17 protein-coding genes are annotated in these 26,139 nt (G+C 58.5%); 10 read left to right on the forward strand and 7 right to left on the reverse strand.

Translation table 11 applies throughout. The features are described 5' to 3' along the window. Nucleotides 1-97: 97 nt before the first annotated feature. The 8 genes from CH292_RS27935 (at nucleotide 98) to rho (ending at nucleotide 14,258) form a co-directional block, all read left to right on the forward strand. Nucleotides 98-1,240, forward strand: coding sequence for an LLM class flavin-dependent oxidoreductase (locus CH292_RS27935; protein ID WP_094656333.1), 1,143 nt, complete (start codon nucleotides 98-100; stop codon nucleotides 1,238-1,240). A gap of 185 nt (nucleotides 1,241-1,425) precedes the next feature. Next, complete coding sequence (locus CH292_RS27940; protein ID WP_179278120.1) at nucleotides 1,426-2,466, forward strand: cytochrome P450; 1,041 nt, start codon at nucleotides 1,426-1,428, stop codon at nucleotides 2,464-2,466. 1 nt (nucleotide 2,467) lies between these two features. After that, nucleotides 2,468-4,465: an amino acid adenylation domain-containing protein gene (locus CH292_RS27945; RefSeq protein ID WP_179278121.1), complete on the forward strand. Its 1,998-nt coding sequence runs from the start codon at nucleotides 2,468-2,470 to the stop codon at nucleotides 4,463-4,465. Between the two features lie 83 nt (nucleotides 4,466-4,548). Then, the gene (locus CH292_RS27950; RefSeq protein ID WP_094656336.1) at nucleotides 4,549-9,405 is read left to right on the forward strand and encodes a non-ribosomal peptide synthetase; all 4,857 of its coding nucleotides are present in this window, start codon (nucleotides 4,549-4,551) and stop codon (nucleotides 9,403-9,405) included. Nucleotides 9,406-9,461: 56 nt separating this feature from the next. Beyond that, complete coding sequence (locus CH292_RS27955) at nucleotides 9,462-10,433, forward strand: thiamine pyrophosphate-dependent dehydrogenase E1 component subunit alpha (protein WP_094656337.1); 972 nt, start codon at nucleotides 9,462-9,464, stop codon at nucleotides 10,431-10,433. Then, nucleotides 10,430-11,416: an alpha-ketoacid dehydrogenase subunit beta gene (locus CH292_RS27960; protein ID WP_094656338.1), complete on the forward strand. Its 987-nt coding sequence runs from the start codon at nucleotides 10,430-10,432 to the stop codon at nucleotides 11,414-11,416. Before CH292_RS27955 ends, CH292_RS27960 begins: the two co-directional genes overlap by 4 nt. Nucleotides 11,417-11,505: 89 nt before the next feature. Next, on the forward strand, nucleotides 11,506-12,099 hold the full coding sequence (locus CH292_RS27965; RefSeq protein ID WP_218830212.1) for a maleylpyruvate isomerase family mycothiol-dependent enzyme: 594 nt from the start codon (nucleotides 11,506-11,508) through the stop codon (nucleotides 12,097-12,099). 533 nt (nucleotides 12,100-12,632) lie between these two features. Further along, nucleotides 12,633-14,258 carry a transcription termination factor Rho gene (gene rho / locus CH292_RS27970; protein WP_094656339.1) on the forward strand — a complete coding sequence of 542 codons (1,626 nt, stop codon included), beginning with the start codon at nucleotides 12,633-12,635 and terminating at the stop codon, nucleotides 14,256-14,258. 101 nt (nucleotides 14,259-14,359) lie between these two features. Here rho and CH292_RS27975 read toward each other — a convergent pair whose 3' ends face one another. Further along, nucleotides 14,360-14,872, reverse strand: coding sequence for a recombinase family protein (locus CH292_RS27975; RefSeq protein ID WP_256978610.1), 513 nt, complete (start codon nucleotides 14,870-14,872; stop codon nucleotides 14,360-14,362). Between the two features lie 217 nt (nucleotides 14,873-15,089). On the opposite strand from CH292_RS27975, the gene CH292_RS27980 reads away from it, so the two are divergent. Next, nucleotides 15,090-15,638: a recombinase family protein gene (locus tag CH292_RS27980; RefSeq protein ID WP_032406393.1), complete on the forward strand. Its 549-nt coding sequence runs from the start codon at nucleotides 15,090-15,092 to the stop codon at nucleotides 15,636-15,638. 124 nt (nucleotides 15,639-15,762) lie between these two features. Here the strand turns inward: CH292_RS27980 and CH292_RS27985 are convergent, their stop codons facing one another. The 4 genes from CH292_RS27985 to CH292_RS28000 form a co-directional block, all read right to left on the reverse strand. Continuing rightward, nucleotides 15,763-18,315 (reverse strand): DEAD/DEAH box helicase, encoded by a 2,553-nt coding sequence (locus CH292_RS27985; RefSeq protein WP_032406392.1) that lies wholly within the window; start codon nucleotides 18,313-18,315, stop codon nucleotides 15,763-15,765. Next, nucleotides 18,312-20,330 (reverse strand): site-specific DNA-methyltransferase, encoded by a 2,019-nt coding sequence (locus tag CH292_RS27990; protein WP_032406391.1) that lies wholly within the window; start codon nucleotides 20,328-20,330, stop codon nucleotides 18,312-18,314. The genes CH292_RS27985 and CH292_RS27990 overlap by 4 nt, the downstream gene beginning before the upstream one ends. 316 nt (nucleotides 20,331-20,646) lie before the next feature. Then, nucleotides 20,647-21,006: a hypothetical protein gene (locus tag CH292_RS27995; RefSeq protein WP_052060480.1), complete on the reverse strand. Its 360-nt coding sequence runs from the start codon at nucleotides 21,004-21,006 to the stop codon at nucleotides 20,647-20,649. Next, nucleotides 21,003-22,199 carry an ATP/GTP-binding protein gene (locus tag CH292_RS28000; protein ID WP_094656341.1) on the reverse strand — a complete coding sequence of 399 codons (1,197 nt, stop codon included), beginning with the start codon at nucleotides 22,197-22,199 and terminating at the stop codon, nucleotides 21,003-21,005. The genes CH292_RS27995 and CH292_RS28000 overlap by 4 nt, the downstream gene beginning before the upstream one ends. Nucleotides 22,200-22,399: 200 nt before the next feature. Between CH292_RS28000 and CH292_RS28005 the strand changes: the two genes are divergently transcribed. After that, nucleotides 22,400-22,681, forward strand: coding sequence for a hypothetical protein (locus CH292_RS28005; protein WP_052060479.1), 282 nt, complete (start codon nucleotides 22,400-22,402; stop codon nucleotides 22,679-22,681). A 1,045-nt stretch (nucleotides 22,682-23,726) separates the two neighbouring features. Here CH292_RS28005 and CH292_RS28015 read toward each other — a convergent pair. Together CH292_RS28015 and CH292_RS28020 are read right to left on the reverse strand one after the other, a co-directional pair. Next, nucleotides 23,727-24,629, reverse strand: coding sequence for a DUF2637 domain-containing protein (locus CH292_RS28015; protein ID WP_052060478.1), 903 nt, complete (start codon nucleotides 24,627-24,629; stop codon nucleotides 23,727-23,729). Nucleotides 24,630-25,069: 440 nt separating this feature from the next. Beyond that, on the reverse strand, nucleotides 25,070-25,840 hold the full coding sequence (locus CH292_RS28020) for a ParA family protein (protein ID WP_032406388.1): 771 nt from the start codon (nucleotides 25,838-25,840) through the stop codon (nucleotides 25,070-25,072). Nucleotides 25,841-26,139: the final 299 nt, after the last annotated feature.

Here is a 26,139-nt window from a genome sequence, read left to right on the forward strand (position 1 = left end):
ACACCGCTGATTGCACATCTCTCGTACCCAATTTGCCGGTCCGATACCCAGACCAGCGAGCCCGCGTCTTCCAAACATGTAAGAGGTCCCCGGTACCGTGAACTCAAAGACCTTTGGCTGTTTCCTGCCCCCCTTCCATGACCCCGCTGTCAGCCCAGCCGCATCACTTCAGCGTGATATCGAACTCTGCACCGTTGCAGATGATCTGGGATTCGACGAGCTGTGGCTCGGCGAGCACCACTCCAGCGGTTGGAGCACGCTCAGCGCTCCGGAACTCTTCATTGCAGCGGTTGCACGCGAAACTCGACGGATTCGTTTTGCGACTGGCGTAATACCGCTCCCCTACCACCATCCACTCCACGTTGCAGAGCGCATGGTACTTCTCGATCATCTCACCGCTGGTCGAGCAATCCTAGGATGCGGGACAGGAACGTACGTTCACGATATGGAAATGATCGGGGTAGATTCAACCACCCTTCGGGATCACTTTCGCGCCGCTCTAGAAACCGTACAAGCGTTGTTAGACGGTGAAACGGTGGACATTACAACACCGTGGTTTACTGCCAAAAAAGCGGTACTCCAACTCCGACCTCACAGAGGCCCCATCGAAACTGTAGTTGCATCTTCGCTCAGCGACGACGGTATCGAACTTCTCACGGACACCGCGACTACCCCGACCGTGCACATAGTACCGCCATGGGGCGCAATCCGACCTGGAATGGACTCCGATCCAATCGGTTCACTGATCGAACGTATCGAGTCTTACCGAAACAAATCCGTTGGTGAAACCCGTATTCGGTGCAACGTCTTCGTACACGTTGCCGACTCGCCAGCCACAGGCATTGAAGAGATCTTGTCTGGGTTCTCTGCACTACGTCGCGGTTTGTATCGCAATACACTGGGCATGCCTATTCCAGACTCGTCGGTCGCACATCGAAAGACGCTGGAAAGACTGGTCGATGCGGGCGGATTCATAATCGGAGATGCCGCGACCTGCACGGCTCAGATACGCGAGCTGGCTGATCGCATCGGCGACCCGGTAACACTCAACTTTTTTGTCCCCAGGTGGATATCACATAGGGGCACTCTCGATCAGTTGACGACTATCGCACACGAGATAATCCCTGCCCTGTTCAATGGATTCGACGGGATCGAGGAGTCCATGAGGCTCACATCGGAAGACGCGGGTCGCCAATTGAAAGCTCGGACCGAAATCGACGGCAATGGAGGCAGCAAATGAGTTCCGCTGGAGTGCGTTTGGATTTCAGTTCGGATGAATTCCTGGCCGACCCATGGCCAATCTACAAAGAGCTTCGTAGGGAAGAACCGGTGCACTGGTCGACCGCATTCAGCGCTTTCCTGGTCACAAGGTATGAGGACGTCCACGCCCTCCTATCCGACCGACAGGTAATCAGTGGATTTCCGATGCGCAGTAGTCGTCGACTGTTCGGCCGAACGTTGCTGGACGTCGACGGCCCCCGACATCGCGACCTACGAAAGTTGTTCATGCCGCTGTTCGCGGGCGGTTCGGTCAAAAGATTGCGCAACGAGATACTGATTCCTGCTGTGGATCAAGTACTCGACTCGATCGCGGACGAAATGGGCTCCGCCGGTGAGGTCGACGTCGAGTTCATGGAACGTGTTGCTGTCGGGGTGCCCTACGCGATGGTCACGCGGCTTTTCGGGCTGCCTCCCGAAGATGCAGCCTGGCTTCGACCTCGGGTTCTTCCGCTGGCCGGTGCGATCGAGTTCCCAGCGACTTCGTTGGACGCGGCGCTCACGGCCAAGGCAGAGCTGATCGACCACTTGAAGAACGCGCTGGCCAACCGCCAGAATGGCGATCGGATGCCGTTCCTTGATCTGGTGTTTCCCCCAGGTCAACCTGTCGACGAGGATCTCCTGGGTACGGCTACTCTCTTTCTGCTTGCCGGAACCGAAACCAGCGTCGCCACCATCGGCAAGATCATGTACGCGGTACTCGCTCACAACGTCGATCTGCAGGCATTGGCAGACCCCGAATACCGAACTCAGGTGATCCGCGAGACGCTACGGTGGGAGCCGCCGAGCCACACGATTCTCAGGTACGCTTCCGCTGACCTGACCATTCGTGGCGTGGACGTTCCGCGACGGTCCGCACTATTGCTCTCGCTGGGTTCTGCCAGCCGTGACGAGAGAGCGTTCGAAGACCCTGACGAATGGCGTCCGGCTCGGAATGATCAGAAGATGCTGGCCTTCTCAGCTGGTCCGCACACGTGCCTCGGCATTCAGCTGGCACTCGCCGAGTTCGACACGCTATTCGAGCGGATGTCGCTCCGCTTCGGTGGAGTTCACCGCAGTGGTTCCCTGGACGGCGTCCGGCCAGGCTTTTGGCGACTGAGAGAGCGGGGCCACATCTTCCGACGCCCAGACCACCTCCAGGTTCGGTTCGATCGACGAGTCGCCGAGAGCGACAATGTCAGCGCCTAATGTGCAGACCGCTCACTACGATCTGACAGCCGAACTCGAAGACGTGTCCGTGCCGGACCAGACGGCTCTAGTCGTAGCTGCATTCGCGGTGACGCTCTGCCGCTGGACTGGTACAGCGTTCACCACCATCTCATGTGACGGTAGGGCAGTCCGACTCGAAGTCGACGATCACTCTCGCATCGATGAGTTTCTGACGAGCGTTTGCACCGCCGTCGATGATCAAAACGGAACTATCGACCTCGCCATTACCTCTTCCTCCGGCGATCCGAGGTCCGGGGAAGTCCGATTCAACGTCGCCGTGCCGTATTCCGAACACGGATTTATCACCGATGTGGCGACTGCGGTGAACGAGCTCTCACTCCTCACGGAGGGCTACCTCCACGACGTGCGTTGCATTGCACCTGAACGACGCCGAATACTGCACACCCTCGTCGGAGCTGATTGCCCTCCGGTCGATATCGTCAGCCTGTTCTTTCAGCAGGTGAAGGACCGTCCAGAGGCTGTTGCAGTCCGAGACACGCAGATGCAGCTGACCTACACGCAGCTCGCAAGTGCATCCTCACAGTTCGCTGATGCGCTCAGAAAAGCTGGAGTCCAACCCATGGATACCGTGCTTGTCGCGATCCGCAGGTCAGTAGGCGAAGTGGTGGCGCTACTCGCGACCCTCCGTATCGGAGCTGCGTACGCGGGGTTCGATGACGACGCACCAGAACAGCGTTTGTCTCGGATCGTGCAACGGCTTGCGCCCGCGGCCGCTGTGGTCGACGCTGCTACCAGCAATCATCCTGCTTTGCGAGGGGTCACCCGCGTCGAAGCATGGGAGCCCGTCCAACATGGCGACATACCCTTTGACTACTCATCCTTCGAGCCTGCCCCTCAGGACCCCCGGCGCACGGCATACATCGCATTTACCTCTGGGTCGACCGGCGAACCAAAGGGAGTTGTGGTTCCACACCGTGCGGTTACCCGGCTCGCTCTCACACCTGAGCTGCAGGTGCTCCCCGGCGACCGGGTGCTACGCATGGCACCGTTGGCATTCGATGCGTCGACGTACGAAATCTGGGCCACCTTGCTCAACGGTGCGACACTCGAAGTCTTCCCGGGTCGAATTCCGACGGTCGGAAGGCTCGAAACGTTCTTTCGCGAACGGAGAATCTCCGTGGCCTGGCTGACCGCAAGTCTATTTCGTCTTGTTGTAGATTCTCGACCCCAAATACTCAGTGGCCTACGCTGGCTGTTGAGTGGAGGTGAGGTCGTACCGCACAAAACTGCGGCACAGGCGCTCGGCATGCATCCTGGGCTGACTATCACCAACGGTTATGGACCCACAGAGAACACCACCTTCACAACTACGTACACAGTTCGGGACAGTGCAGAAATCGACGGGCCGCTGCCGATCGGTAAACCGATAGGCGGGTCCACGGTCTACGTCCTCGACCAGGGCTTTCGCCTCGTCCCTCCAGGTGCAATCGGCGAGCTGTACGCCGCAGGATCAGGTCTCGCCGATTCGTATCTCGGCGATGAACTCGAGACTGCCAAACGGTTCGGCTACTTTTCGCCTGACATCGACGAGCGTCTATACCGGACAGGCGACCTCGTCCGGATCAACCCGCATGGTGACTTGGTCTTTCTTGGACGCGCGGACAAGCAGGTAAAACTCCACGGGCATCGCATCGAGACCGACGAGATCTGCTCGGCTCTTATTCAGCACCCAGATATCCGCGATGCTGTGGTTGTCGTTGCGCAAGAACCGGATCAAAGCATGCAACTCGTCGCGGCCATCATTGTGCACCCGAGCGCTGATGTCGACCCCCAAGCGTGGCGATCGCATCTCTCGCATGTCCTTCCCAGCTATGCGATACCTCCACTGTGGGTGGTGGTCGACGAGATTCCGTTGACCCGCAACGGAAAAATTGACGAACAAGCTCTGATCAATTCCTCGAAACGACCAAATTCGATGGGCTCATACGGCGGCGTTCTGGCCGGCCGCGAATCCTGAACGTCGATCAACCTTACCGACGCAAGACCATCTGCACACCAAGCTGACGTGTAGTCCACAAGCTTTCAATTTAGGAGGACTCGATGAGGTTGTCGCCCGGGCAAGAACGTTTGTGGCTCGTACAGCAGCTCGACCAGACCAGTGCCGCGTACAACATTCCGATCGTACTGCGGTTTCGAGGTGGGATTGACTCGATAGCACTCGAAAGTGCACTCGCTCAACTGGTCAAACGGCATCCCGTGCTCAACTGGCTATATACAGCAAACGAGGTAGGAATACCCTGCGCCACGACCGTTCCGGGGTTTCGCATCCCAGTTGCACGACGGATTGCTGATCCCGGCGAGAACGGATGGCGGACTCACGCGGCTGATTTGGCCGCTGAACCGTTCGATCTTGCCGCGGCACCGCCTGTACGCGCCATGGTGATCGAATGCTCAGACGGATCAAGCGTATTTTGCCTGGTGAACCACCACATCATCACCGACGGTCGCTCGATCCAGATCGTAACCGAAGACCTCATCGCCTTCTACGGATCGAAAACTCCCCCTCGGCTCGACGTAACCTACGCAGACTTCGTCGCATGGCAACGTTCGGTGACCGACGACGACTCGGTGGCGCAGCACCTCAACTACTGGCGGAATGAACTCGACGGGTTCGAGCCACTACGACTACCGATCGACCAGCCTCGTTCAGCCACTCCCCAGTTCGCAAGCGATCACGTAGATTTCGAGCTACCAATCGAATTGACATCGAAACTCCGGGCGTTCGCCTTACGCCAACGAAGTCCTCTCTCGAGCACGATGGCCGCACTGTTTCAGGCCCTGCTATCCCTCCATTCTGGGCAAGAAGACATCACAATCGGAACGGTGCTGGCTGGACGCGACGACCGCCGGTTCGCTGACGTACTTGGCTTCTTCGTGAACACGGTCGTCCTGCGCACCCACGTAACCCAGTCCACAACATTCCGAGATCTACTGCAAGTGGCGCGGAACAAGATGGTCGAGGCATACGCCCATCAACAGGCACCGTTCGAGCAGGTAGTTGCACAAGTTCGACCTAATCGAGAAGCCGGTCGAAACGCGATCTTCGATGTCGTGGTCGTGCACAACGGGGAGATTGCTTCAGCCGACGATGGTGAAATCACGACTGTGCCGTGGGCAGGCGTCGCCACCCGATTCGACCTGGAGCTTGTGACCCACGTGCAGGACGGCCGACTTTGCGGATCCTTGGTATTCCGCTCCAGCCTTTTTCGTCGCTCAACCGCTACGCGTCTGGTCAGCAGGCTCGCCTGGCTTATCGAACGTGCACTCGACCATCCGGACGAACCGATCTTCGGATCCTTGTCCGAACAAATCGACTACTGGCGCTCAGAACTGGCCAATACACGACCTGCACTGGACATATCGTTCAATCATCTACGCCCAGAGGTGTTTCCGCGCGATAGCGCATCAGTGTCTTTCGATGTTGAACCCTTCGTTGCCGAGCGCCTACGTGGTCAGGAGTCTCGTCGCGGAATCGGCCTGTTCACAGCGTTGCTAGCTGGGTACGCCGTCGTTCTATCCCGCTACGCGCGTGTCAATAAAGTTGCGGTCGGTACATCTGTAACAGCGCGCCTTCTCCCTGAACCACTTGTCGGCCACGAGGTCAACACTCTGGTGATGGGTGTCGACCTGTCCGGCGACCCCACCTTTTCGGAACTGATGGATCGCGTGCAAACCACTGTCTCTGGCGCATATGCAAACCCAGACGTACCGTTCGAGCGCCTCGTGGCAGAGCTGGTACAAACACGCGAATTCAACCGCGGCGACCTCACCCAAGTCGGCCTTCAGGTCGTGAGCACTCCGTTCTCAGAGGAACTCCCTGACAGCTCGGGTGCTGGCCTGTACGACCTTCTGTGCCGCATGTCGGATGTAGACGGTCGTCTGGAAGGCCGACTTGACTACGCCCCCGAACTGTTCGATCGAGTCACGATCGAACGATTTGCCAACAACTTCCGGCGGCTGCTCTCGTCCGCTGCGGACAACCCGGACCGATCACTGTCTGCGTTGCCGATGTTGAGCGACGTCGAGGTCCGTCAGCTGACAATTGATTTGAACGACACCACGGTGCCGTTGCCCACGCCGGCTACCGTGCCGTCGGCTTTCGCCGATCAGGTCCGTCACCGACCTCACGCAACAGCCCTGGCTTGCGGCGACGCCTCGTTGACCTACGCTGAACTCGACATCCGATCGACCCAATTTGCTCACCGGTTGCAAACATTGGGTGCCGGGCCGGGCACTCTTGTCGGGGTCTGCATGCCACGGTCTATCGACCTGGTCATCGCGCTGCTCGCAGTTCTCAAAACCGGTGCCGCCTACGTACCGGTCGACCCAGAATTTCCTGACGAACGCCAAGAACTCATTCTCGGCGACAGCGGGGCCCTGTTTGCGATCACCGCCGACCTGATCAACGATCCCAGCGTCTACAGCGAACCCACGATCGCGCTCCAAGTTGCGGCAAAACCTGACGACTTGGCCTACGTCATCTACACATCTGGTTCAACAGGGATCCCCAAAGGGGTCGAGATAGAACATCGATCCATCATTCGACTGGTCACTGGACTACCAGATGGGGTCCTAGGTCCGAGCAAAGTAGTTCTTCACGCTTCCGCGATCTCGTTTGATGCTGCCGTTTTCGAAGTCTGGGGCGCGCTCTTGACCGGAGCCACCTGTGTCGTGTCGACCGACAGGGTCCTTACGGCCCTGCCACTGGCCGCAGCGATCGCTCGTCACCGGGTGAGCACCCTCTGGCTGACGTCATCGTTGTTCAACCACGTTGTCGACGAGGACACCACGGCTCTGACCGGACTACGGCATCTCCTTGTCGGCGGTGAGGCACTATCTGTCGCTCACATCCGGCGCGCCGCCACTGTCCTTGGCGATACACAACTTTTCAACGCTTATGGTCCCACCGAGTGCACAACGTTCGTCACGTGCTATCCCATCTCTGCTCCGCTACCGAATGGCATCAACAACATCCCAATCGGCCGACCAATCGGCAACACCCGCGTGTACATCCTCGACGACCACGACCAACTCGTCCCAATAGGAGTTCCGGGCCACCTCCACGTGGCCGGAATCGGAGTCGCACGAGGCTACCGCGGACAACCGGACTTGACCGCTCAGCACTTCGCCACCAAGAACCACGACGCGATCCGCGACCGGCTGTATGCAACTGGAGACTTGGTCCGCTACAACGAGAACGGCCAAATGGAATACCTCGGGAGGATCGACAGCCAGGTCAAGATTCGTGGCTATCGCATCGAGCCTCGCGAGATCGAGGCCGCGCTACATGACCATCCGGACATCGCGAACGCCGCGATCGTGACCCGCGAAAGCTCGTCCGGGGAGAAGGAGCTTGTTGCCTACCTGCAACCATCAGAGAAGGCCGTTCTGAACGAGAACACCGTACGCTCCCACTTACGTCACAAGCTGCCCGAGTATATGGTGCCCTCCTTGTACGTGAGCCTTCTTCAGCTGCCGCTGACAATAAACGGAAAACTGGACTACAAGGCCCTTCCGCCGGCAACCGGTGATATTCGATTGAACACAGCCCCGACGCTCGCTCCACCACGCAACCAGACCGAGGAAACGTTACTGCAGATTTGGACCACCGTTCTCAACACCGACACGATGGGAAGAGACGACAGCTTCTTCGACCTCGGCGGCCACTCGCTGAAAGCCGCTCAACTCGTCGTCCAGATCGAGAAGAGCTTCGGTGTGCTCCTACCGTTACGGACGCTTTTCGAACGGCCGACGATCGCAATGCAGGCCAGAGAAATCGAGGGCGGGCCGGAGAGGCAGACCGCCCCTTCCCGTACCTTCGACCCTCACAGAGCTCTACACGACGTAGTTCCGCATCACTTACCACCTCGCAAACGCCGTCAGATCTCGAACATCTTGCTTACAGGAGCTACCGGCTTCGTGGGTGCATTCCTGCTTCGGGAATTGCTGGCCCAAACCAACGCACGGATCTTTTGCCTCGTTCGCGCCGACGACGAACGATCGGGACTGGAACGTCTTTGCGCCAACCTCAAGCGGTACGAGCTGTGGCATGACGTCGACCAAGAACGAGTCACCGTTGTTCGGGGGGACCTGGCGCTGCCGGGTCTCGGTCTGTCAAACCCCGCCTTCGAGCAACTGGCGAGTGACATCGACTTGATTTGCCACAATGGTGCCCACGTCGACGCGTTGTCTAGCTATGAACAGCTCGAAGCAGCCAACGTAGGCGGTACCCGCGAACTCATCCGACTCGCCAGTACTACTAGCTCGAAGCACCTACAGTTTGTATCCACAATTTCAGCCGGCGACGTCACAGGTCCCCGGAGCGGATACGCAGAGACCAAATTGGATGCTGAGGAACTAGTCCACGCCGCGAACCGTCTGGGCGTGTCTGCCGCGATCTATCGGCTACCCCGGGTTGTCGGAGATACACACTCAGGTCAAGGGAATGCGCGCGACATCATGTTGCGGGTTCTGCGGATCATCCTCGAACTGGGGGCTGCACCCGATACGGCGCTCGAAGAACCGTGGATCGCGGTGAACGATGTAGCCAGCCGACTCGTCAAGCTCGCAACACGACAGGCAATTGAAGGAAGCCGATTCGTGCTGACCAGCGAGCCCCCGGTACGTTTGACCCACCTCGTGGACTTGCTTCGACATGCCGGCACATATGTCGCAACTCAGCCCCTCGTCGACTGGCTGACATCGCTTGAAGCGTATTCGCCAGAAGAACATGCCATTCTCAAGGTCCTTTTCGACGCCGCTCCGCGCGACTCCAACAATATACTTTCGCCGCAGACTAATGAGTTCACATCTGTTGTCGTTCGACGCCCAGATGACGTTGCGCTTCTGCGCTATATCGACAGAATGCTGGTTCGGTCTCCCCAACTCGCGACGTAGAGCGAGCATCAGGTCGAAATGTTTGTGCCGAGGAATTAGGAAAGGGTTGACGAACCATGACCGCAAATCAAGTGGCTTTGTATCGCTCGATGAAGCTGATTCGAGAGTTCGAAGAACAGTGTCTGGAGATGGCAATTTCAGGGGAGATAATCGGCGGGATTCATCCGTATATTGGTCAAGAAGCGGTGGCTGCTGGCGTGTGCGCCCACTTGACGACGCGTGACTACATCACCAGCACTCACCGGGGGCACGGGCACGTCCTCGCTAAAGGTGCGGAGCCGCGTCGCCTTCTGGCGGAGCTTCTTGGCACCGTCGAAGGTTTCAACAAGGGTCGCGGCGGATCTATGCATGCTGCTGACATCGAGCTGGGCATCCTCGGCGCGAACGGGATCGTCGGTGCTGGCGGTGCAATTGGCACCGGCGCTGCGTGGGTCGCAAAAACGAGCGGCAGCTCGGACATAGTTGTCAGCTTCTTCGGCGACGGAGCTATGAGCCAAGGGGTGCTGCTTGAAGCTTTCAATCTTGCCTCGCTATGGTCTCTTCCTGTGCTGTTCGTCTGTGAGAACAACAGATACGCCACCAGTCTCAAGCTCGAATCCGGCTTAGCCGGCAACGCAGCACGACGCGCCGAAGGTTTCGGGATGACTGCGCATACCGTGGACGGTATGGACGCAGAAGCCGTATCAAGTAAGGCCGAGGAACTCATAGAGCGGTGCAGACTTGGTGCCGGTCCGGCGTTCTTAGAGTGCTTGACCTACCGCTTTTTCGGGCACCATTCGATCCTTGAGAAGCTCGGAATCGAGTTCCGCGACATCGACGAGGTTGCCGAATGGCGTCAGCGCGACCCTATCCTTGCCCTTCGAAATAAACTGCGCACTGAAACCGTCACCGAGATCGACAGTGCCGTTAAAGAAGAAGTTGCGCGTGCTGTTGATTTTGCCAGAGGAGCCGAGACCCCAAACCCGAGAGATGCGCTTTTGTACCTCTACTCGGGCTTGGGCGCGGCCAAAACAGGAGTGACCCAATGACTGACGTGCAATCTCCCTCAATTCCCGGTTACCTTCAAGCACTGAACCGCGCACTACATGACGAAATGGCAGCAGATGATGCCGTACTCGTGATCGGCGAAGATGTCGGAGTCGGCGCGAGCGGGGTCACTGCGGGACTGCTGCCACAGTTCGGAACAGAACGCGTACTGGACATGCCCTTGTCCGAGCAGGCATTTACAAGTTTCGCAACCGGCGCTGCAATGCTCGGTAAACGACCCGTCATCGAGTACGCCATTTCATCCCTGATATATCTAGTATTCGAACAGATCGTCAACCAAGCCCACAAGTTTTCCTTGATGACTGGTGGCCAAGTCCAGGTACCTGTGACGTACATGGTCTCGGGATCCGGCTCGCGATACGGGTGGGCCGGGCAACACTCGGACAGCCCCTACAGCTTGCTCGCACACGCAGGTATCAAGACCGTCATTCCAAGCACACCCGCAGATGCGTATGGACTGCTGCGGTCTGCAATTCAGGACCCCGATCCCGTCGCCATCTTTGCCCCTTCATCGCTGTTGGAGACGTTCGGGGCCATGGACTCCGGGTCAGTTGAGCTGATCCCACTCGGGCAAGGCAACGTCCTGCGGGAGGGTCGGGATCTGACGGTAGTGGCTGTTGGGCAGCATGTGGACACAGCGCTACACGTGGCAGAGAGCATGAGTGGTCTGGTGGATCTAGAGGTAATCGATCCCCGGACGATCTACCCACTCGACTGGGATTGCCTTCTCAACTCAGTACAGAAGACTGGCAGACTGGTTGTGATCGACGACTCGAACCGAATGTGCGGTCTAGGGGCGGAGATTATTGCGACCGTGGCTGAGCACTGTGAGCTACTGGCACCCCCAAAACGGGTATGTCGGCCCAGCGGGACGGTAATTCCGTACTCTCTGGCACTCGATAAAGAGTTGATTCCTGGGCCTGAACAACTGACACAGGCAATAACTGAAGTGTTGGCTCGATAGATCGGAGAGTCAAGAGTCGAGATGCACAAGCCGCAGGGGCAGCAGACGGTCTCTGTAGAGGCTTTCCTACGATAACCCGGCAAGGACCAATGGAAACAACAAATATCGACATCTTGGATAACTATCGTCGGTCCCAGGACGCCTTCGACGCGGTGCTCAGCGTTGTTCCCACAGACTTATGGGGCAATGCGTCGGCGTGCAAACACTGGTCACTGCGCGACGTTGCAGGGCATGTCACCTGGAGCTTGGAAGTGCTACGCCACCACCTCGCGGGCCACGACTACATCACCGATGTAGGTCCACCTGGGTCTACTAATCCGGGCGCCCTGGCAGGTGACAACCCCCTGGCCACCTGGCGTGCCGCTCGGTCCACGACCGCCCACGCCATTGTCGAGGAGACCCTCCTTGAACCCGCGCCGGCGTGGTTTGTGGACCGCCGACCCCAATCGACCCTTGCAGACTTCGTCGAGTTGTCGACACTCGATACTCTCGTGCATGCCTGGGACATCGGGTCCGCAGTCGGCATAGACGTTCGCATGGAACCCGATCTTGCTGCGCGGTCGTTCTCCCTCGCGCGCTTGATCGTGATTCGTTCCCCGACCACCTTCGGCCCCAAACTGACACCGCCTCCAGGTGCGGACAAACAGGCTCGTCTGTTGTCGTTCCTTGGGCGAGCAATCTGACACCCAAGAAGCGAGACAAGGTCCTGACACGACAACCAACGGTTGCAGGGAGATTGTTCGCTGGGCAGGCTAAGGCGGTCACGCAGAACCAACTCGTCATTATCGCAGCAGCCCAATAGATTTCGCTCTGCGGGCGAACTGCAGAACGCCACCTAACGATATTCACGTCCGCGTGCCACCCCAAGGACAAAGGAGAACCCTCCTGGAGTCGTCCACCATCGAGGGAAACTCCGGCTGAAGAGCATCAGACTTGATATCTGACGAACCCTCGCGTACTGTCGGTCTCAATCCCAACGCACCGACCGTATCGTGTAGCGTTCAGGGTAACAAATCGTCCTTCACGACGTAACGCTGGCACAAGCTCGAATGTTCACCAGCAAAGATCAATGTCCGACATCGCGGATTGTCTCCGATTCTCTTCTCGCCAATATACGTCTAGATAATCAGGCGCAAAAACCGCGATCTCGCAAAGTTCACATCTTCCGAACTATCCTTATTCACTGGAACAAGACTGGAATCGAAAGGATTTTCTTATGACGAACACGGACATTATAATAATGTCGAGTTCCGACTCGGGTGCCGACTGGCCGCCCAAGGACTTGTCATCAATGAAGCTTCCAGAATTGAAGTCGGTTGCGTCAGATATGGGCGTTAAAGGCGTATCAGGCATGCGGAAACCTGAATTAGTACAATTGATTTCCGATCTGATGAATGCGAATACCTCTGAGTTTGTTGATAGAGCCGACGCGACGACAGCGCTAAAGGTCTCGCAATCAACAACTAAATCGACAGAAGAGATTGCAGAGCCAGACGGGAGTCAGCCACGGTCAAACAATCCTCAGCCCGAACCCGATGCGGATGACACACCAGACGACCGGACTACGGGACGGAACGGTGACGGAAAGAACAACCGACGAAATCGTAACGGCGCACGCAGTGATGGTCGCGGAAGAGGACGCAACCGACGACGACCACGCGAAATCGATCAACAACAGGACAGCGATCCACAGGACAATCGATACTCCAATGATGATGCTGTTTTGCAGCCCGTCGCGGGTATCCTCGATGTCCTTGACAACTACGCCTTTTTGCGCACGTCCAGTTATATGTCGGGCCCGGACGACGTCTACGTCGCTATGAACATGGTTCGCAAGAACGGTCTTCGCCGGGGTGATGCGATTACTGGGAAGGTTCGGATTGTTCATGAGACCGAACAACGAAACCAGCGGCAGAAGTTTAATTCGTTAGTTGAGCTGGACACCGTAAATGGAGGTGGCGTCGAAGCCGCCAAACGCCGTCCTGAATTCGGCCGACTAACGCCACTCTATCCGAATGAAAGACTGCGTCTCGAGACAACGTCCGATCGCTTGACCACGCGAGTAATCGATCTGATCATGCCGATCGGGAAAGGCCAACGTGCACTGATCCAGTCTCCTCCAAAAGCGGGTAAAACAACGGTTCTGCAGGACATAGCTAATGCAATCTCTACCAACAACCCCGAGTGCTATTTGATGGTTGTGCTGATCGACGAACGGCCTGAAGAAGTCACCGATATGCAGAGATCGGTGAAAGGAGAGATTATTTCGTCAACCTTCGACCGGCCGCCTTCCGACCATGTGTTGGTCGCTGAGCTCGCTATCGAACGCGCAAAACGGTTGGTCGAAGATGGTAAGGATGTCGTTGTGCTGCTAGATTCGATTACCCGACTGGGCCGTGCCTACAATAATGCGTCGTCAGGCTCGGGCCGAATCTTGTCCGGTGGAATCGACTCAGCAGCGCTATACCCACCGAAGCGATTCCTCGGTGCCGCCCGGAACATCGAGAATGGCGGGTCACTTACCATCGTTGCAACATGCCTGGTAGAGACTGGCTCGACCGGCGACACGGTGATATTCGAGGAATTCAAGGGCACCAGCAATGCAGAACTGAAACTGGACCGGAAAATCGCCGAACGCCGCGTTTTTCCTGCCGTCGACGTCTCCCCATCTAGTACCCGAAAAGATGAGCTGATCCTAGCCCCGGACGAAGCGCCAATAGTATACAAGTTGCGACACGTCCTTAGCGGGCTCGATTCCCAGCAAGCAATTGACCTGTTGATTGGACAGTTGAAGAAGACCCGTAACAACGCTGAATTTTTGATGCAAGTACTGAAACAATAGATTCTAGAACGGCCTAAATCCCAGATTGTCAGTCGTCCTGCACCTCGGATTCTAGGTGTCAGTTTCAGAATACGGCTGCACTGTTTCAGAAGTGGACTGCACTACTCACCTCTCGCGACAGCCAGAGCGTCTCGCTCGTCCCGCGCGAGGGTGAGGTTGTTGTAGAGGGCGGATCGTTTCAATCCGGTGTTCTTGCAGAGCGTTTCGATCTTGAACTGCCGTGTCTCATACACCTGAAGTAGGTATGCGCGCTCTTCTGGTGTGAGTGTGTGGGGCCGTCCTTTCATCTTGCCGGCCGCGGCGGCTGCGGCGATGGCGTCGCGGGTGCGGGCTCGGATGAGGTCGGATTCGAATTCGGCCATCAGACCGAGCATTCCGATGAACATCTTGCCCATGGGGTCCGACGGGTCGTAGACCTTCCCGTCGATCGACAATGCCACTCCCCTGGCGACCAGTCGGTTCACGGTTTCGTGGAGGTCGCCGGCCGATCGGGAGAGTCGGTCGAGTTTGCTGACGCAGAATTCGTCACCTTCGCGGCTGGCGTTGATGGCGTTTGTCAGTTTCAGAAGACGAGTGCACGAGTTCAGAAGTGCGCTGCACTTGACACCTCTCAAGTAATCTAGCGAAAACGCTAGATTGCTCCTTTGGTGCTTTGACTGCCCGATCGTCCGAACCTAGGCGCTCACTTATGACTACGTGTCTTTAACCATCGTTTTAGACACATCGAGCTATTGACACAGGGTCGACGAGCAATGTATGTGTCAAAACTCATGTCCAAAACCTGCCGAACGCAATGTGTCTATATGACGAGTTCTGACACACTTGATCGTTGTGGGTGAACTTTTGGGGTACGCGAGGGTGTCGACGACCGAGCAGAGCGCCGATGCGCAGAGGGACGCTCTCAGCGCTGCGGGGTGTTCGCGAGTGTGGGTGGAGACGGCGAGCGGCGCGACGACGTCACGGCCGGAGTTGTCGGACCTGTTCTCGCATCTGCGGTCCGGGGACACTCTGGTGGTGTGGCGGCTCGACCGTCTCGGGCGATCACTCCCCCACCTTCTACAGACGGTCGAAGATCTCGACTCCGATGGTGTGGGGTTTCGGTCGCTGACGGAGTCGATCGACACAACCACCTCGGGCGGCAAGTTGATCTACTCGATTTTCGGTGCCCTGGCGGAGTTCGAGCGCAACCTCATCCGCGAGCGCACGCAGCTCGGGCTGGCGGCCGCGCGGGCGCAGGGCCGAACGGGTGGCCGACCGCGATCGATGTCGGAGGCGAAGATCAAGCAGGCCCGGCGAATGCGTGCCGGCGGCATGTCACTGGCCGATATCCGAGACGTCGTGGGCGTATCCCGATCGACGCTATACCGGTACCTGAAATAGCGCGCGTAGCAACGGGAACCCCCAAACCGTGTCCCGAATTGCCAAGGTGACAGGGATGTCGGACTCAGTCACGTAGACCAACAAAGTAGTTGCTAGCCTCCCCTGGTTGCCAACGATCCGGGTCTCAGGGATAGGCCATTCCTTCTGCGGCGAACAGGGCCTCGATAAGGTTCTGGTTGGTCGCTGCGGCAATCCGCGCCTCAATTCCGGCTGCTGTGAGGTCCAACGCTCGTAGCGCCCCACTCACCTCGGCGACGGCGAGACAGCGGCGGACTCGATCTGGATGTTCATGGGCATAACGCGCGAGCGTCGACCACTTCGACGAAGTATCAGCGAGATCAAACCTGTGCGGATCGACGATGTCCATGACGTACTCTCCATCACCGTCGTCGTGCCAGAACAGGAAATCGGGGTGCATCAGTTGGTGCTTGTCCCCGAATTCATAAGGAACTGCGAGCGCGTGCCGACCTGACGAGGGGTTGCGATACCACCCGACGAGAGTCTCGACTGCTAGTTCGGCATCGAGCACCTCCGCTTCCCACGACGACCGGGACGTGTCGACAGGAAAGCGGCCGGCGTGGGGCTTGCCGTCTGGGATGACGAAAAGGTGCGCCGGGTATGTTTCGATGGACTCGACGGTGTTACCACGAATCTTCTCTGTAGCGGCCGGATAAGTATCGCGCGTCTCGACGGTGGTGGGGAGCATCGGTTCCGAGCCGAGGTGCCAGAGCGGTTCTGTCTGGTCGCGGATATGGCGGGGTTTGGCAGATACCTTCGCAGCGTGTTGATTTCGCCAGTCGGTGATCAGAAGCGTCGCCTGGTTCTCCACGACGGATGCGAATCCAAGATCGGCCATCGCAACCAGACGCGCGGATGCATCGATTTCGTCCTCGCCGCGGTCGCAGAGCTCGTTGAAATACCAGTTGGCGGATCCGTCCGGGAGCAAACGCTTGGCTCGCTGGAAGTAACCTTCAAGGTCGCGTTCATTAGTTGGGGTGTCGGTTTTACCGACACTCTGCATGATTGATTCTCCGTAGGAGACCATCGTCGTACTGATGGACAGCGACATGATGTCGTCGACCTTGGCGTCGATCTCGCTGCTTCGCTGACTGTCGGCCGCGTGCATCTGATCGACGATCCATCGCTTGGCCTTGGCCGAGCCTTGATCGATCAGACCATGCTCCGTGAGCGTTGCGGCCAGTCGCATCAACTGCCCGGTGCGGGAACCGAACGATGTCCTCTGTCTGGTGTACGAGGGAAGCGTGTCCAGCAGGTCGAACAACGCCGGGGGAACAGCTGTCGATCTCCCGCATAGGACGGGGGCGATGACGATGTCGATCTCGACAGTCTCGTCTTCGGTCAGCGCGTTCACTACTCGCGCCACGTGCTCGGTTCGGAACCCTGGCAGGTAGGCCGCCACCTCCCCCAGTCGCTCGTCGCCCCCCTCGATGCGCTTGGCCAGCGGTGTTCGGACCAGTCGGCCGATGAGCTGGGCGATCTCGGTGTAGCTGTCCTTGTTCTGGAACGAAATCATCACTTCTGCTCGCGGGCAGTCCCAGCCGGTGGTCAACGCCGATTTGAACAGCACCACGCGTGCCTGGTCGTCGCCGGAGATCGCCTCGGGAGGAAGGTAACGAATCGTCTTGTCACCAACCTTGTACTGGGCGTGATCGCCGAAGGCGTGAGCAATCGCGTAGTCGGAGAGCTTCGGCCATGTCGATTCCATTACTGCGAGGATTTCGGCGAGCCTTGCTTCTTCCTTCGCCGGCGAAAGCCCTTGTTCGACTTGAACGACCAGAAGCGGCTCGACGAGCCGGTCGCCGGTGGCTTCGTGGTGGCTTCGCCAGGATGCATCGGAAGACCTCAGATCCTCCACGGCGAGGGCGAGCATCGTGTTGTCAGCCGACTGCGACTCCCCCAGGCTTCGCAGCAGGATGCGGTCTTTGAGAAGACCAGACTCACGGACGTCGCCGGCTTTGACTTCGACCAAGCGCGGTGTCCGATTTGCGGCGTTCATAGCGGCGAGGAAGCGATCGGGGGTGGCTGAGATGCCCAGTACGACTGGAGCGGGCGGTTGGTTGGTGCCGATGTTCGTGGTGCCACCGTCGACAATGGTTCCGGCGATCGACTTGCGGTCGGTGTTCTTGGTGCCGGAGCCGCGGTGCGCTTCGTCCCAGATGACAAGGAAGTCCTCGCCACGTTCGCGGACGGTGTTGGCGATCATGTCCCATGCGCCGTGGGTTCGTTTGTCGTTAGGAGTGCCGTCGGCGCGCACAGCGTGCAACGTCGAGTTCTTCTGCATTGCCTGGATGTGGACAAAGTAGATATGACCTTGTTGCAGGGTGCGGTGGTCGTCCTCAGCGATGAAGCGGATGCGGTTGATGTCGATCGCGCCTCCCGATGCCTGGGTGATTTTTGCGATGGTCTGGGCGTTGAGTGCTCGGTCGTCAGTGATCCACAAGACCGTCATGTTGGGGTTGGCAGCCCTGATCGACGTGCCTTTGTAGATCCCCTCAAGCACCGCCGTGGCGATGACGGTCTTACCGGCACCGGTGGGAGCGGTCAGGCCCACCGCAGTGCGTTCACCATCGTCGAGGTATCCGGCACGGGCTTTGGCGAGGTTGGCGAGCACGGATTCGACCGCCGAGCTCTGGTAGGGCTCCAGAGTAAATTTCACCGCGCGCCACCAGCGATGTTGATGGTGTAGTTCGACAGGTAATCCTCATAGAGTTGCACGGTGTTGACGCCAACCGGGAGGCGCTCGACGGCTCGCTGGTACTCGGCTTCGGAGTCTGTAATGACAAACACAACCGTAGGCGAAGCCCCAGTCACAGACTCGCTGGCGATTGCCCGAGCGAACTCCACCAGCACGTCGACGTCGAACAACACGCCGTAGCTGCCAGTCAGCGCCCAACCCTTGTCGGGGATTCGATCAATCCGGGGGCCGCGTGCGCCGGCTTCGAGCCACATCAGAGGAGCGACGGCCTCAAACTCACGGCCCCTGCGAACCATGCCTGGATCGAGGTAGGTCAGGTCGAACATCTCCACGTTCGCAGGCAGTCCCTGCGAATAAATGGTGCCATCTGGGCGGTGACCGGAAACAACGGTCGAGATACGAGGCCTGCAAACGTGCTCGAAGACGCCTTTCGACTCCCACTCATCATCGCCTGGATGAAGACCAGCCTTGCGTAGTTTCTTCGCTTCGGTGGCCCCGATCTCGTTGTTGGTCACCAAGATCGCCTGTCGGGTTCCGTTGTCCTGCCTATTCAATTCCATGACAGCATCACAGGTTGTTCCCGAGCCGCCGAAGAAATCCAGCACAATAGCATCAGCGGGTGCAACGAGACCGATCCATCGCATGAGGACATCGCGATCCTTCGGGTTCGGAAATCGCAGGTCTCCAATAATGTTCCGAAACTGGGTATTCGACGCCTTGCGGTCCTGCGTAAACACAGACAAGGCAACCTGCTCATCCATTTCGTCCAAAAACGTTATCTTGCGGGGAATTGTCGACTCGTCGTCTCCGAACCAGACGCGCCCTTCAGCAATTTCTCTCTCCATGCGCGCTGGGTCCTTGTACAGCCAGCCTCTGGAGGGAGACTTCACCGGCTTACCGGTCACAGGATGTTTGACCTGGTAGGTTCCACCGCCACCGCCAGGCCATGTGATGTCCTGGTAAGTGTTGATGGGGCGTCCTGTTGCCGGGTCGAGTAGGTCGTAACGCGCTACCGAATCGGTGATTTCCCCGCCTGTTTTCTTGGCACGAAGCCAACGCTTCCATTCGGTGTTGGCGTTGTCGATGTCGGCACTGCTGGCCTCCCAGATGCTTTGAGCCTTCTGCAGGGCAGCGTGAACGCCTACCTTCTCCTCGCGCCACCGCGTCCCAGCAGCGCTCAACGCTTCCAAGTCGCGGGCGTAGAAGAACATGTAGTCGGCCCCGTTGGAGATATATCGGGAATCGTTCTTACGACCGCCCTGCCATACGACGTTCGAAATGAAATTTGCACTTCCGAATACTTGGTCGAGCAGCATGCGTAGTCGGTGGTGCTCCTCGTCACCTATTGCCACGATGATGACCCCGGTCGACTTGAGGAGGTCTCGGGCGATCAGCAGACGCCGTTCCATGAACGACAACCATTTCGAGGATTTGGCCCGATCATTCTGGTCGACGTAACGGTCGTTGTAGATCCAGCCATCATTCCCCGTGTTGTAGGGAGGGTCGATGTAGATCAGGTCGACTTTGTTGCGGTGAGTCGACCGCAAGGCCTGGAGGGCGTGGAAATTTTCGCCGTTGATGACGATGTGCCACGGCGCGTCTGATGGCCCGTTTTCGATCCGTTCGACAGTACGGAGTCCTGGATAGATTGGCTCGTCGAATTCTCGGACAACGACAAGGTCGGCAACGTGGCGCGTACCTCCGTCTCCACTGAGGACTGCTCTCTCACGGGTTCGGTCGGTGAAGTGGTCGACGAGCCAGGTTTCGGGGGACGTTTCGTCGCGTAGTGCGACACGGATCCCTTTTCGGACGGGGTGGTCGGGAAGGCGAACGGACTCGGGCAGATGGCGGTCGAAAACAAGGCCGAAGCGGCGGGACCCGCGGAGAAGTTCGACCTCGGAGGAAAGCCGGGTTCGAAGGGTGTCGTCATCAATGCGGGCGATGAGCTGGTCGAGGACGTTGGATTCGTCAGACATGGCACTTCTTGGCGGCGCCGCCTGCGGGGGTCTGGTCCATTGCCGGAGCTTATCGCCGGGTCTCCTGTTAATCGTCCACCAGGTCAACTCTGTGCGAACCTATCGTGTTCACCGTGAGGTGGCGACGAACGCTGACCGCCGTCGGGGTGCGCCATCGTCGCTCGAAGTGTCGAATATGACCGAGGACTTCGGCCTACCGACCGAACAAGCCTGAGCGAAGCCTTAGGGGACGTGCGCGGTCCCTACTGGGCGCGCCGGTGAAGGTGTGGGATGTCAGCTCGATAGGTCGGCGTCGCGACGGATCCGGTGCACGCTGTCAACCACCCGGCGCGGTGGGGGTGTCCCAAATGGCCGCGTATATCTCGGCTACCAATGGCCACACCTGGCGAAGACCGTCCTCGACGGAGCCGACGACCTGGGCGAGGTCGCCGAAGATCACGAACTCGTGGGGAATCACACGGCCAGCCGAGTCTCGGCGCCCGAGAGGATCCTCGATGCGAAGCGCAACACGCCCATCTCGGCGGTGCCACGCAGTCAGCGCGTCTCCAGCGTCGTCGAACGCGCGTTCGTAGTCCGGGAGTGGGTCGCTGAGTCCGGCGTCGAGAAGAAACCGAAAACCCCAATTACGGCCCCGAGTGGACCAGATGATGTCCGAGGGTCCGGAACTGGTGCTCACTTCGGGTTCCTGATCACCTTGTCGTCGACGCCCTGCTCGAGGTCCAGCTTGAACTGCGTCAGTGTCGCTCGCAGGTAATCGTGCTGAGCGCGGGCCTGCGAATTCATCTCTCTGAGTTTCGGTCCCACCAACCGCGCCGCGTCCGCCAGGATGGGCAGCGCGACGGCGGCGATCTTTTTCGCCTTTCCGCCCTTACCTGGGTTGACCAGTGCCAGAAGCTTTTCGATCGACGCGAATTTCTGACCTGTCAGACCTGCTGCCAGCAACTCTGCGCCGTCGGCGAGCGAGTCGAGCACTTTGCCGGGAATGTCGTGCTTCTCCTGCCATTGCACACGGCGCTGAAGCGGCAGAATCGACGCCACCGGGAGTACGAGATCGAGACCGATGCGCCGGGTCATGTCGATATTAAGCGTCTGTGAACCAGTGGACTCGCGCTCGAACTTGGCGGAGGACAGCAGCAGGAAGTCTTCCCCGATGGACAGGGCGGCGGGGGTGTCGATGAGTTCGGCGATAGTCGATCGGAGCTGTTCGATGTCTGCTGCTGCATTGAGAATGATCAGATCGCGGAAAGTGTCGACGTCCCAGTCCGGGAACAGATCCGCTTTCGAGAGCGCCAGGATCCACACCCGAGGGAACTCGACGATGGGCCCGTCCTCGAGCAAGTCGCCCTTGATTCGTAAGAGCCCCTGACGAAAGCTGAACATCAACGACTTCAGGTACAGCTCTTCGTCGCGTCGGTGGTCGAGTAATTTTTGTCCGTCGACCAGCAGGAAGGCGACGTCGGACCGAAGTAGAGAACGGAAGGTGTCGGTGCGGCGCTCGCTCTCCATCGCGCTGCTGGGCTCGGTCTCGAACCATTCGCCTGGATAGTCGTGCCATGCGAGTCGGAGGACGTCGAAGGGCCGCTTCTTGGCGGCGTCGGTGTCTGCGCCTTTGAGTTTGACCGAGAAGTAATGAGTCGTCGCCTTGTACTGGGTTTGTCTCGGTGCCGTCGCGAGATCCCGCATGCGGAGGTAGTTCCTGTAGAGCCGATTCCCTTGGCCGATGTCATCGGCAACGAGGTCCCAGAGATCGTTCGCGTAGCCCCCATCCTGGGTCGGCCCGAAAAACGACGACAGCAAAACAGTCTTGCCCGAACCGCTCTCGCCGAAAACAGCGATGTGTTGCTCTCGAACCCTGGGAAATTTGGCCATGGCAGGGAAGGTACAACACACGGCGTGAGCGCCTCTGCTGCGACAAGAGACCGCAGGTGAAACGTGCACGCAGTGCCGCCACCTTCGGTACCCAGAGCTGCACCTCTCGGCCGTAACCTACCGGTCTCGGGTACATCTACGACTTCGAGAATCGATAGACGCATAATTAGCCACGAAAATTCGTCTGCTTCAATTCCATCATGACCGAACCGGTAGAGATCACAACGACACCACCCACCATTGGTGACACACTCCAAGTGCGACGCCTAGAGGGCGGCACCGCTACCGGGACCGTAGTCGAGGACTTCGCCGACTACTTGCTGACCGTCCCTGCCGCCGGCCGAGACCGGGCCATGCCCCATCGATGGGCCATCGCGTCGGAGGACGGAACGCTGATCTTCGCCGACGACGCCGACATCATCGAGCACCACAAATCCGAACCATCGACGACAGCACCGACAGACGTCAGCGACAAGACCTGACCGGTGGACATCTACTCAATTCTGGTCGCCTCGGCTATCGGGTCCGCGGCCGTACTAAGCATTGCCATACCAGCCCTGTTGGCCATGACGATCATCGACATCACGCGAGCGCTGCGAAACCGCACCAAGGGTTCCCCAGGCCAACACCCGGTGTCAGCACGAAGTGCAGCCAACTTCTGACACTGACAAACGTCATCGACACTACTGATCCTCGCGTTGATCGCCCTCGCTGATGGAAGTCGATTCACGTCGCGATCACCCCATTTCCACACGCCACTGAGTGCATCGCGAACTTCGCTACCGGCCCGACGATGGCGTAGGCGTGTGGTACGCATGGGAGTACTCACGGAGTCGATCACGGACATCGTCGTCCAGGTCTGGGCCACTGGGCAGATTCAAGGCCCACCACAACCGGCGCCGATACTCCGCACCCGAAATCCCGAACGCCACGAAGATGTCTTCGTCATCGGCACCTCCATAGGGTTCCCAGCGCACCGCGAACCCCACAAAAGTCTCTGCCGACCGCTCTTCCGTCATACCGATGATTCTGGTCGACGTATCGACCGTCCGCACATCGGCCGCCCACCCCCACCACAGCCTTGAACACCCCGACCTGTGGTGCCGATTGTGCAGTTCACTTCTGCACTCAGAATGTCAGAAGACAACTGCAATCACGGGTAAAACCCCAGCAAATCGTGCAGCCTACTTCTGAAACTGACAGACTCGGCCCTGGAAGGCCGTTCTCGATCGTCCGTTATGACGATGGTCAAAACGCACACCCAAACCCGCAGGAAGCTGCTGCGCCGCGGGTTTCGGTCACAGCGGGCCCGACGCCTCTTCAGATCGGTCGCTCGGGGGTGATTGGTGAGCGCAACCGAAACTCGCCTCTACGAGGCGAGTCCTGCGAAAGTGGTTTTGCTCGCTCGATGAATGAGTTGGCGATGATGTTTTTGATCGATGCGCCGGCGTAACCGCGGTCGGTAAACTCATCGGCGTCCGCGCGGTGATCACAGCGCCGCGGGGTCTTAATGGGCTCGTTGCTGTGTCACCGTGTCGCCTCCGCATACTCGGGAGCCGCAGTGTCGGAACTTGGGCTGGAAACTAAAGGATCATCCGCCGCGTCGCGTTTGAGGCGATCCTGGTTGCGGTCCGCCGAGTTTCGAGCTTCGGCTTCCGCTGCTTTCGCTGCGGTCACCGCATTCATCAGCGTCGCCCACTTGTCGTAGCGCTTTGACACGGCCGTAGCCGTTACGCCTAAGTGCCTGCTGACGGCGGCGAAGTTGCCTTGAGTGTCTGGATGGTTCTGATACATGTGGGCGGTTAGCCAGACAGCGTCATCAAGGCCACCACGCTCGTCGAAGAGAGTGATGAGCTGGGCTGTCGCTTCGTTGGTCTGCGCGCTCTCGGCCTTAGGCGGCACCTCGACATCGGGGGCGGTGGTGTTGGGTGGGCCCGAGGCGCGGAGCCGAGGCGCGCTGATGACGATGGAGATCATCTCGCTCATCGTCATCACCATGAGGGGGGCAAGCGCTCCGATCGCCCCTGCAACCGAGGCATCGAGATCTGTCACCGTTAACACTGCGTGGTACGCGTTTCCCGCCATGCTGGCCAGGCCGGTAAGGGCAAAGACCGCGATAATGAATCTTCGACCAACGATGGTTCGCCGGTCGGAGTGCTGAGACAGCGCGATTCGGAAGATGCCGGCCGCGAGGATCGGGCCGTCCAGCACTACGGGGATTACCCACGCCAAGTCGCGCGCGCCTGCCATAGCTGCCAGGTCATAAAGCGTCACGAAGCTGAGAGCGAAGCTTGATGCTGTGACCGCGAAAGCGACTATAAGCCCGATTACGAGCGCCCACACGATGACAGCAGGGTGTATTTCGACCGAAGGTGCCTCAGAGGGGCTCCCAGGGTCTTCGATGGCGGCTTGCGAGTTACGGTGGTTCATAGGTCACAGCTCCTTGGTTGTCTGTGGCCGATGGCCCCGGTGGTGTGTCAGCACTGCCGGGGCCCTGCAGGTGGTAGTCAGGCCTGGGCGTTTCAGCTCGCCGTCTTACCGCTGCTTCGACGACTTTTGCTTGAAGTGGCCTGGGTAGGTCTCTAGGAGAGCGTGCTCGATGATTTCGCGGATGGTGTCGCCGGTTTCATCCATGACCGAGTCGATGGCTTCTCGGTAGCTCATACCCAAACGCGTCGAGAATTGAATGACTGGTTCGGCCCTCTGACGGCGGGGTCGCCCCACCGGTCGGGGCGGGATCTTCGTTGCCCGTGCGACCTCAGCGGAGTCAACGGCTTCATCGGCGGCGGGACGGGGCCCTCTGCGTGGGATGCTCAGGTCGGGTTCGCTACTCACTGTCGCTACCTTTCACGAATGCGTGAACGCATGCATTAATTAATGATTTTTGAAAATACCTGCTGGTAAGCGGCAAGCACAGGGGAACCCTTGTCGAACTTGCCGTACCACTCCCCTGTCATTCGCGACTGGTCAACGATCGTCCGGTTCGGGATGATGGGGCTGAGCTGAAGTCCTGTTTCATGTAGAAGCTCAAGCGCCTTGGTGGACACCTTCGTCATCACCGTGTCCTTCACAGCTCCGACGACAATCCCTGCTTCGTGGAGGTTGACCGTCGCCCCGATCTTCTCGCGGCTTGCTCGGAACTTTTGGACACTCTCTCGCGCCCCCTCGACCCCGTCGAGTCCGTCTTGATTGGCCGTGGCCGCATAGACAACAAGCGTGGAAGCAGCCAGCGCGTTCTGGGTCAGAAGACCACCCTGCCGGTTTGGGCAGTCGATGACTACGACATTCGAGGAGTGTCCCTCTAATGCCACGGCGAGGCGTAGCTCTGCATGGTCTTCGTAGTCCTTTTCGCGATTCGAGAGGGACCGCGCTGAAGGAAGAATTCGCAGACGTTCGGACCACTCGGTGGGAATTGCCAGGTCATCAGCCCACCCCTCCGGATTCGAGTCCGCAAGGATCGCTCCCACATGCTTCCAGGATTCGTCTGGATAACTGCCGACCCACTTGGTGGCAGCACCTCTAGGGTCCAGATCTATCAAGGTGGTGGAATTTCCAGCCGCCGCCGAAACCATCGCCAGCGATACAGCTGTGGTGGTTTTCGTGACGCCCCCGGCCTCGCTATACACCATGATTACCTTCATGAACTCATGCTAGCACTAACTCACTCACTCACGCGTTCGTTCACTCACTAGTTATCTAACTCACGCGTTCGTTCACTCACTAGTTATCTAACTCACGCGTTCAGTCACTCACTAGATAACTAACTACTTAACGCATGCGTGCATGAGTGCGTGATTGCGTGCGTGCGTGATTGCGTGCGTGAGTGCAAGACCTAAAGACAGAACGCACTAGTTCATGCAAGCATTAATTAATTAATGCTTGCATGAACTAGTGCGTTCTGTCTTTAGGTCTTGCACTCACGCACGCAATCACGCACGCA

Source organism: Rhodococcus sp. 14-2470-1a (genome assembly GCF_002259425.1).
Taxonomy (GTDB): Bacteria; Actinomycetota; Actinomycetes; order Mycobacteriales; family Mycobacteriaceae; genus Rhodococcoides; species Rhodococcoides fascians_E.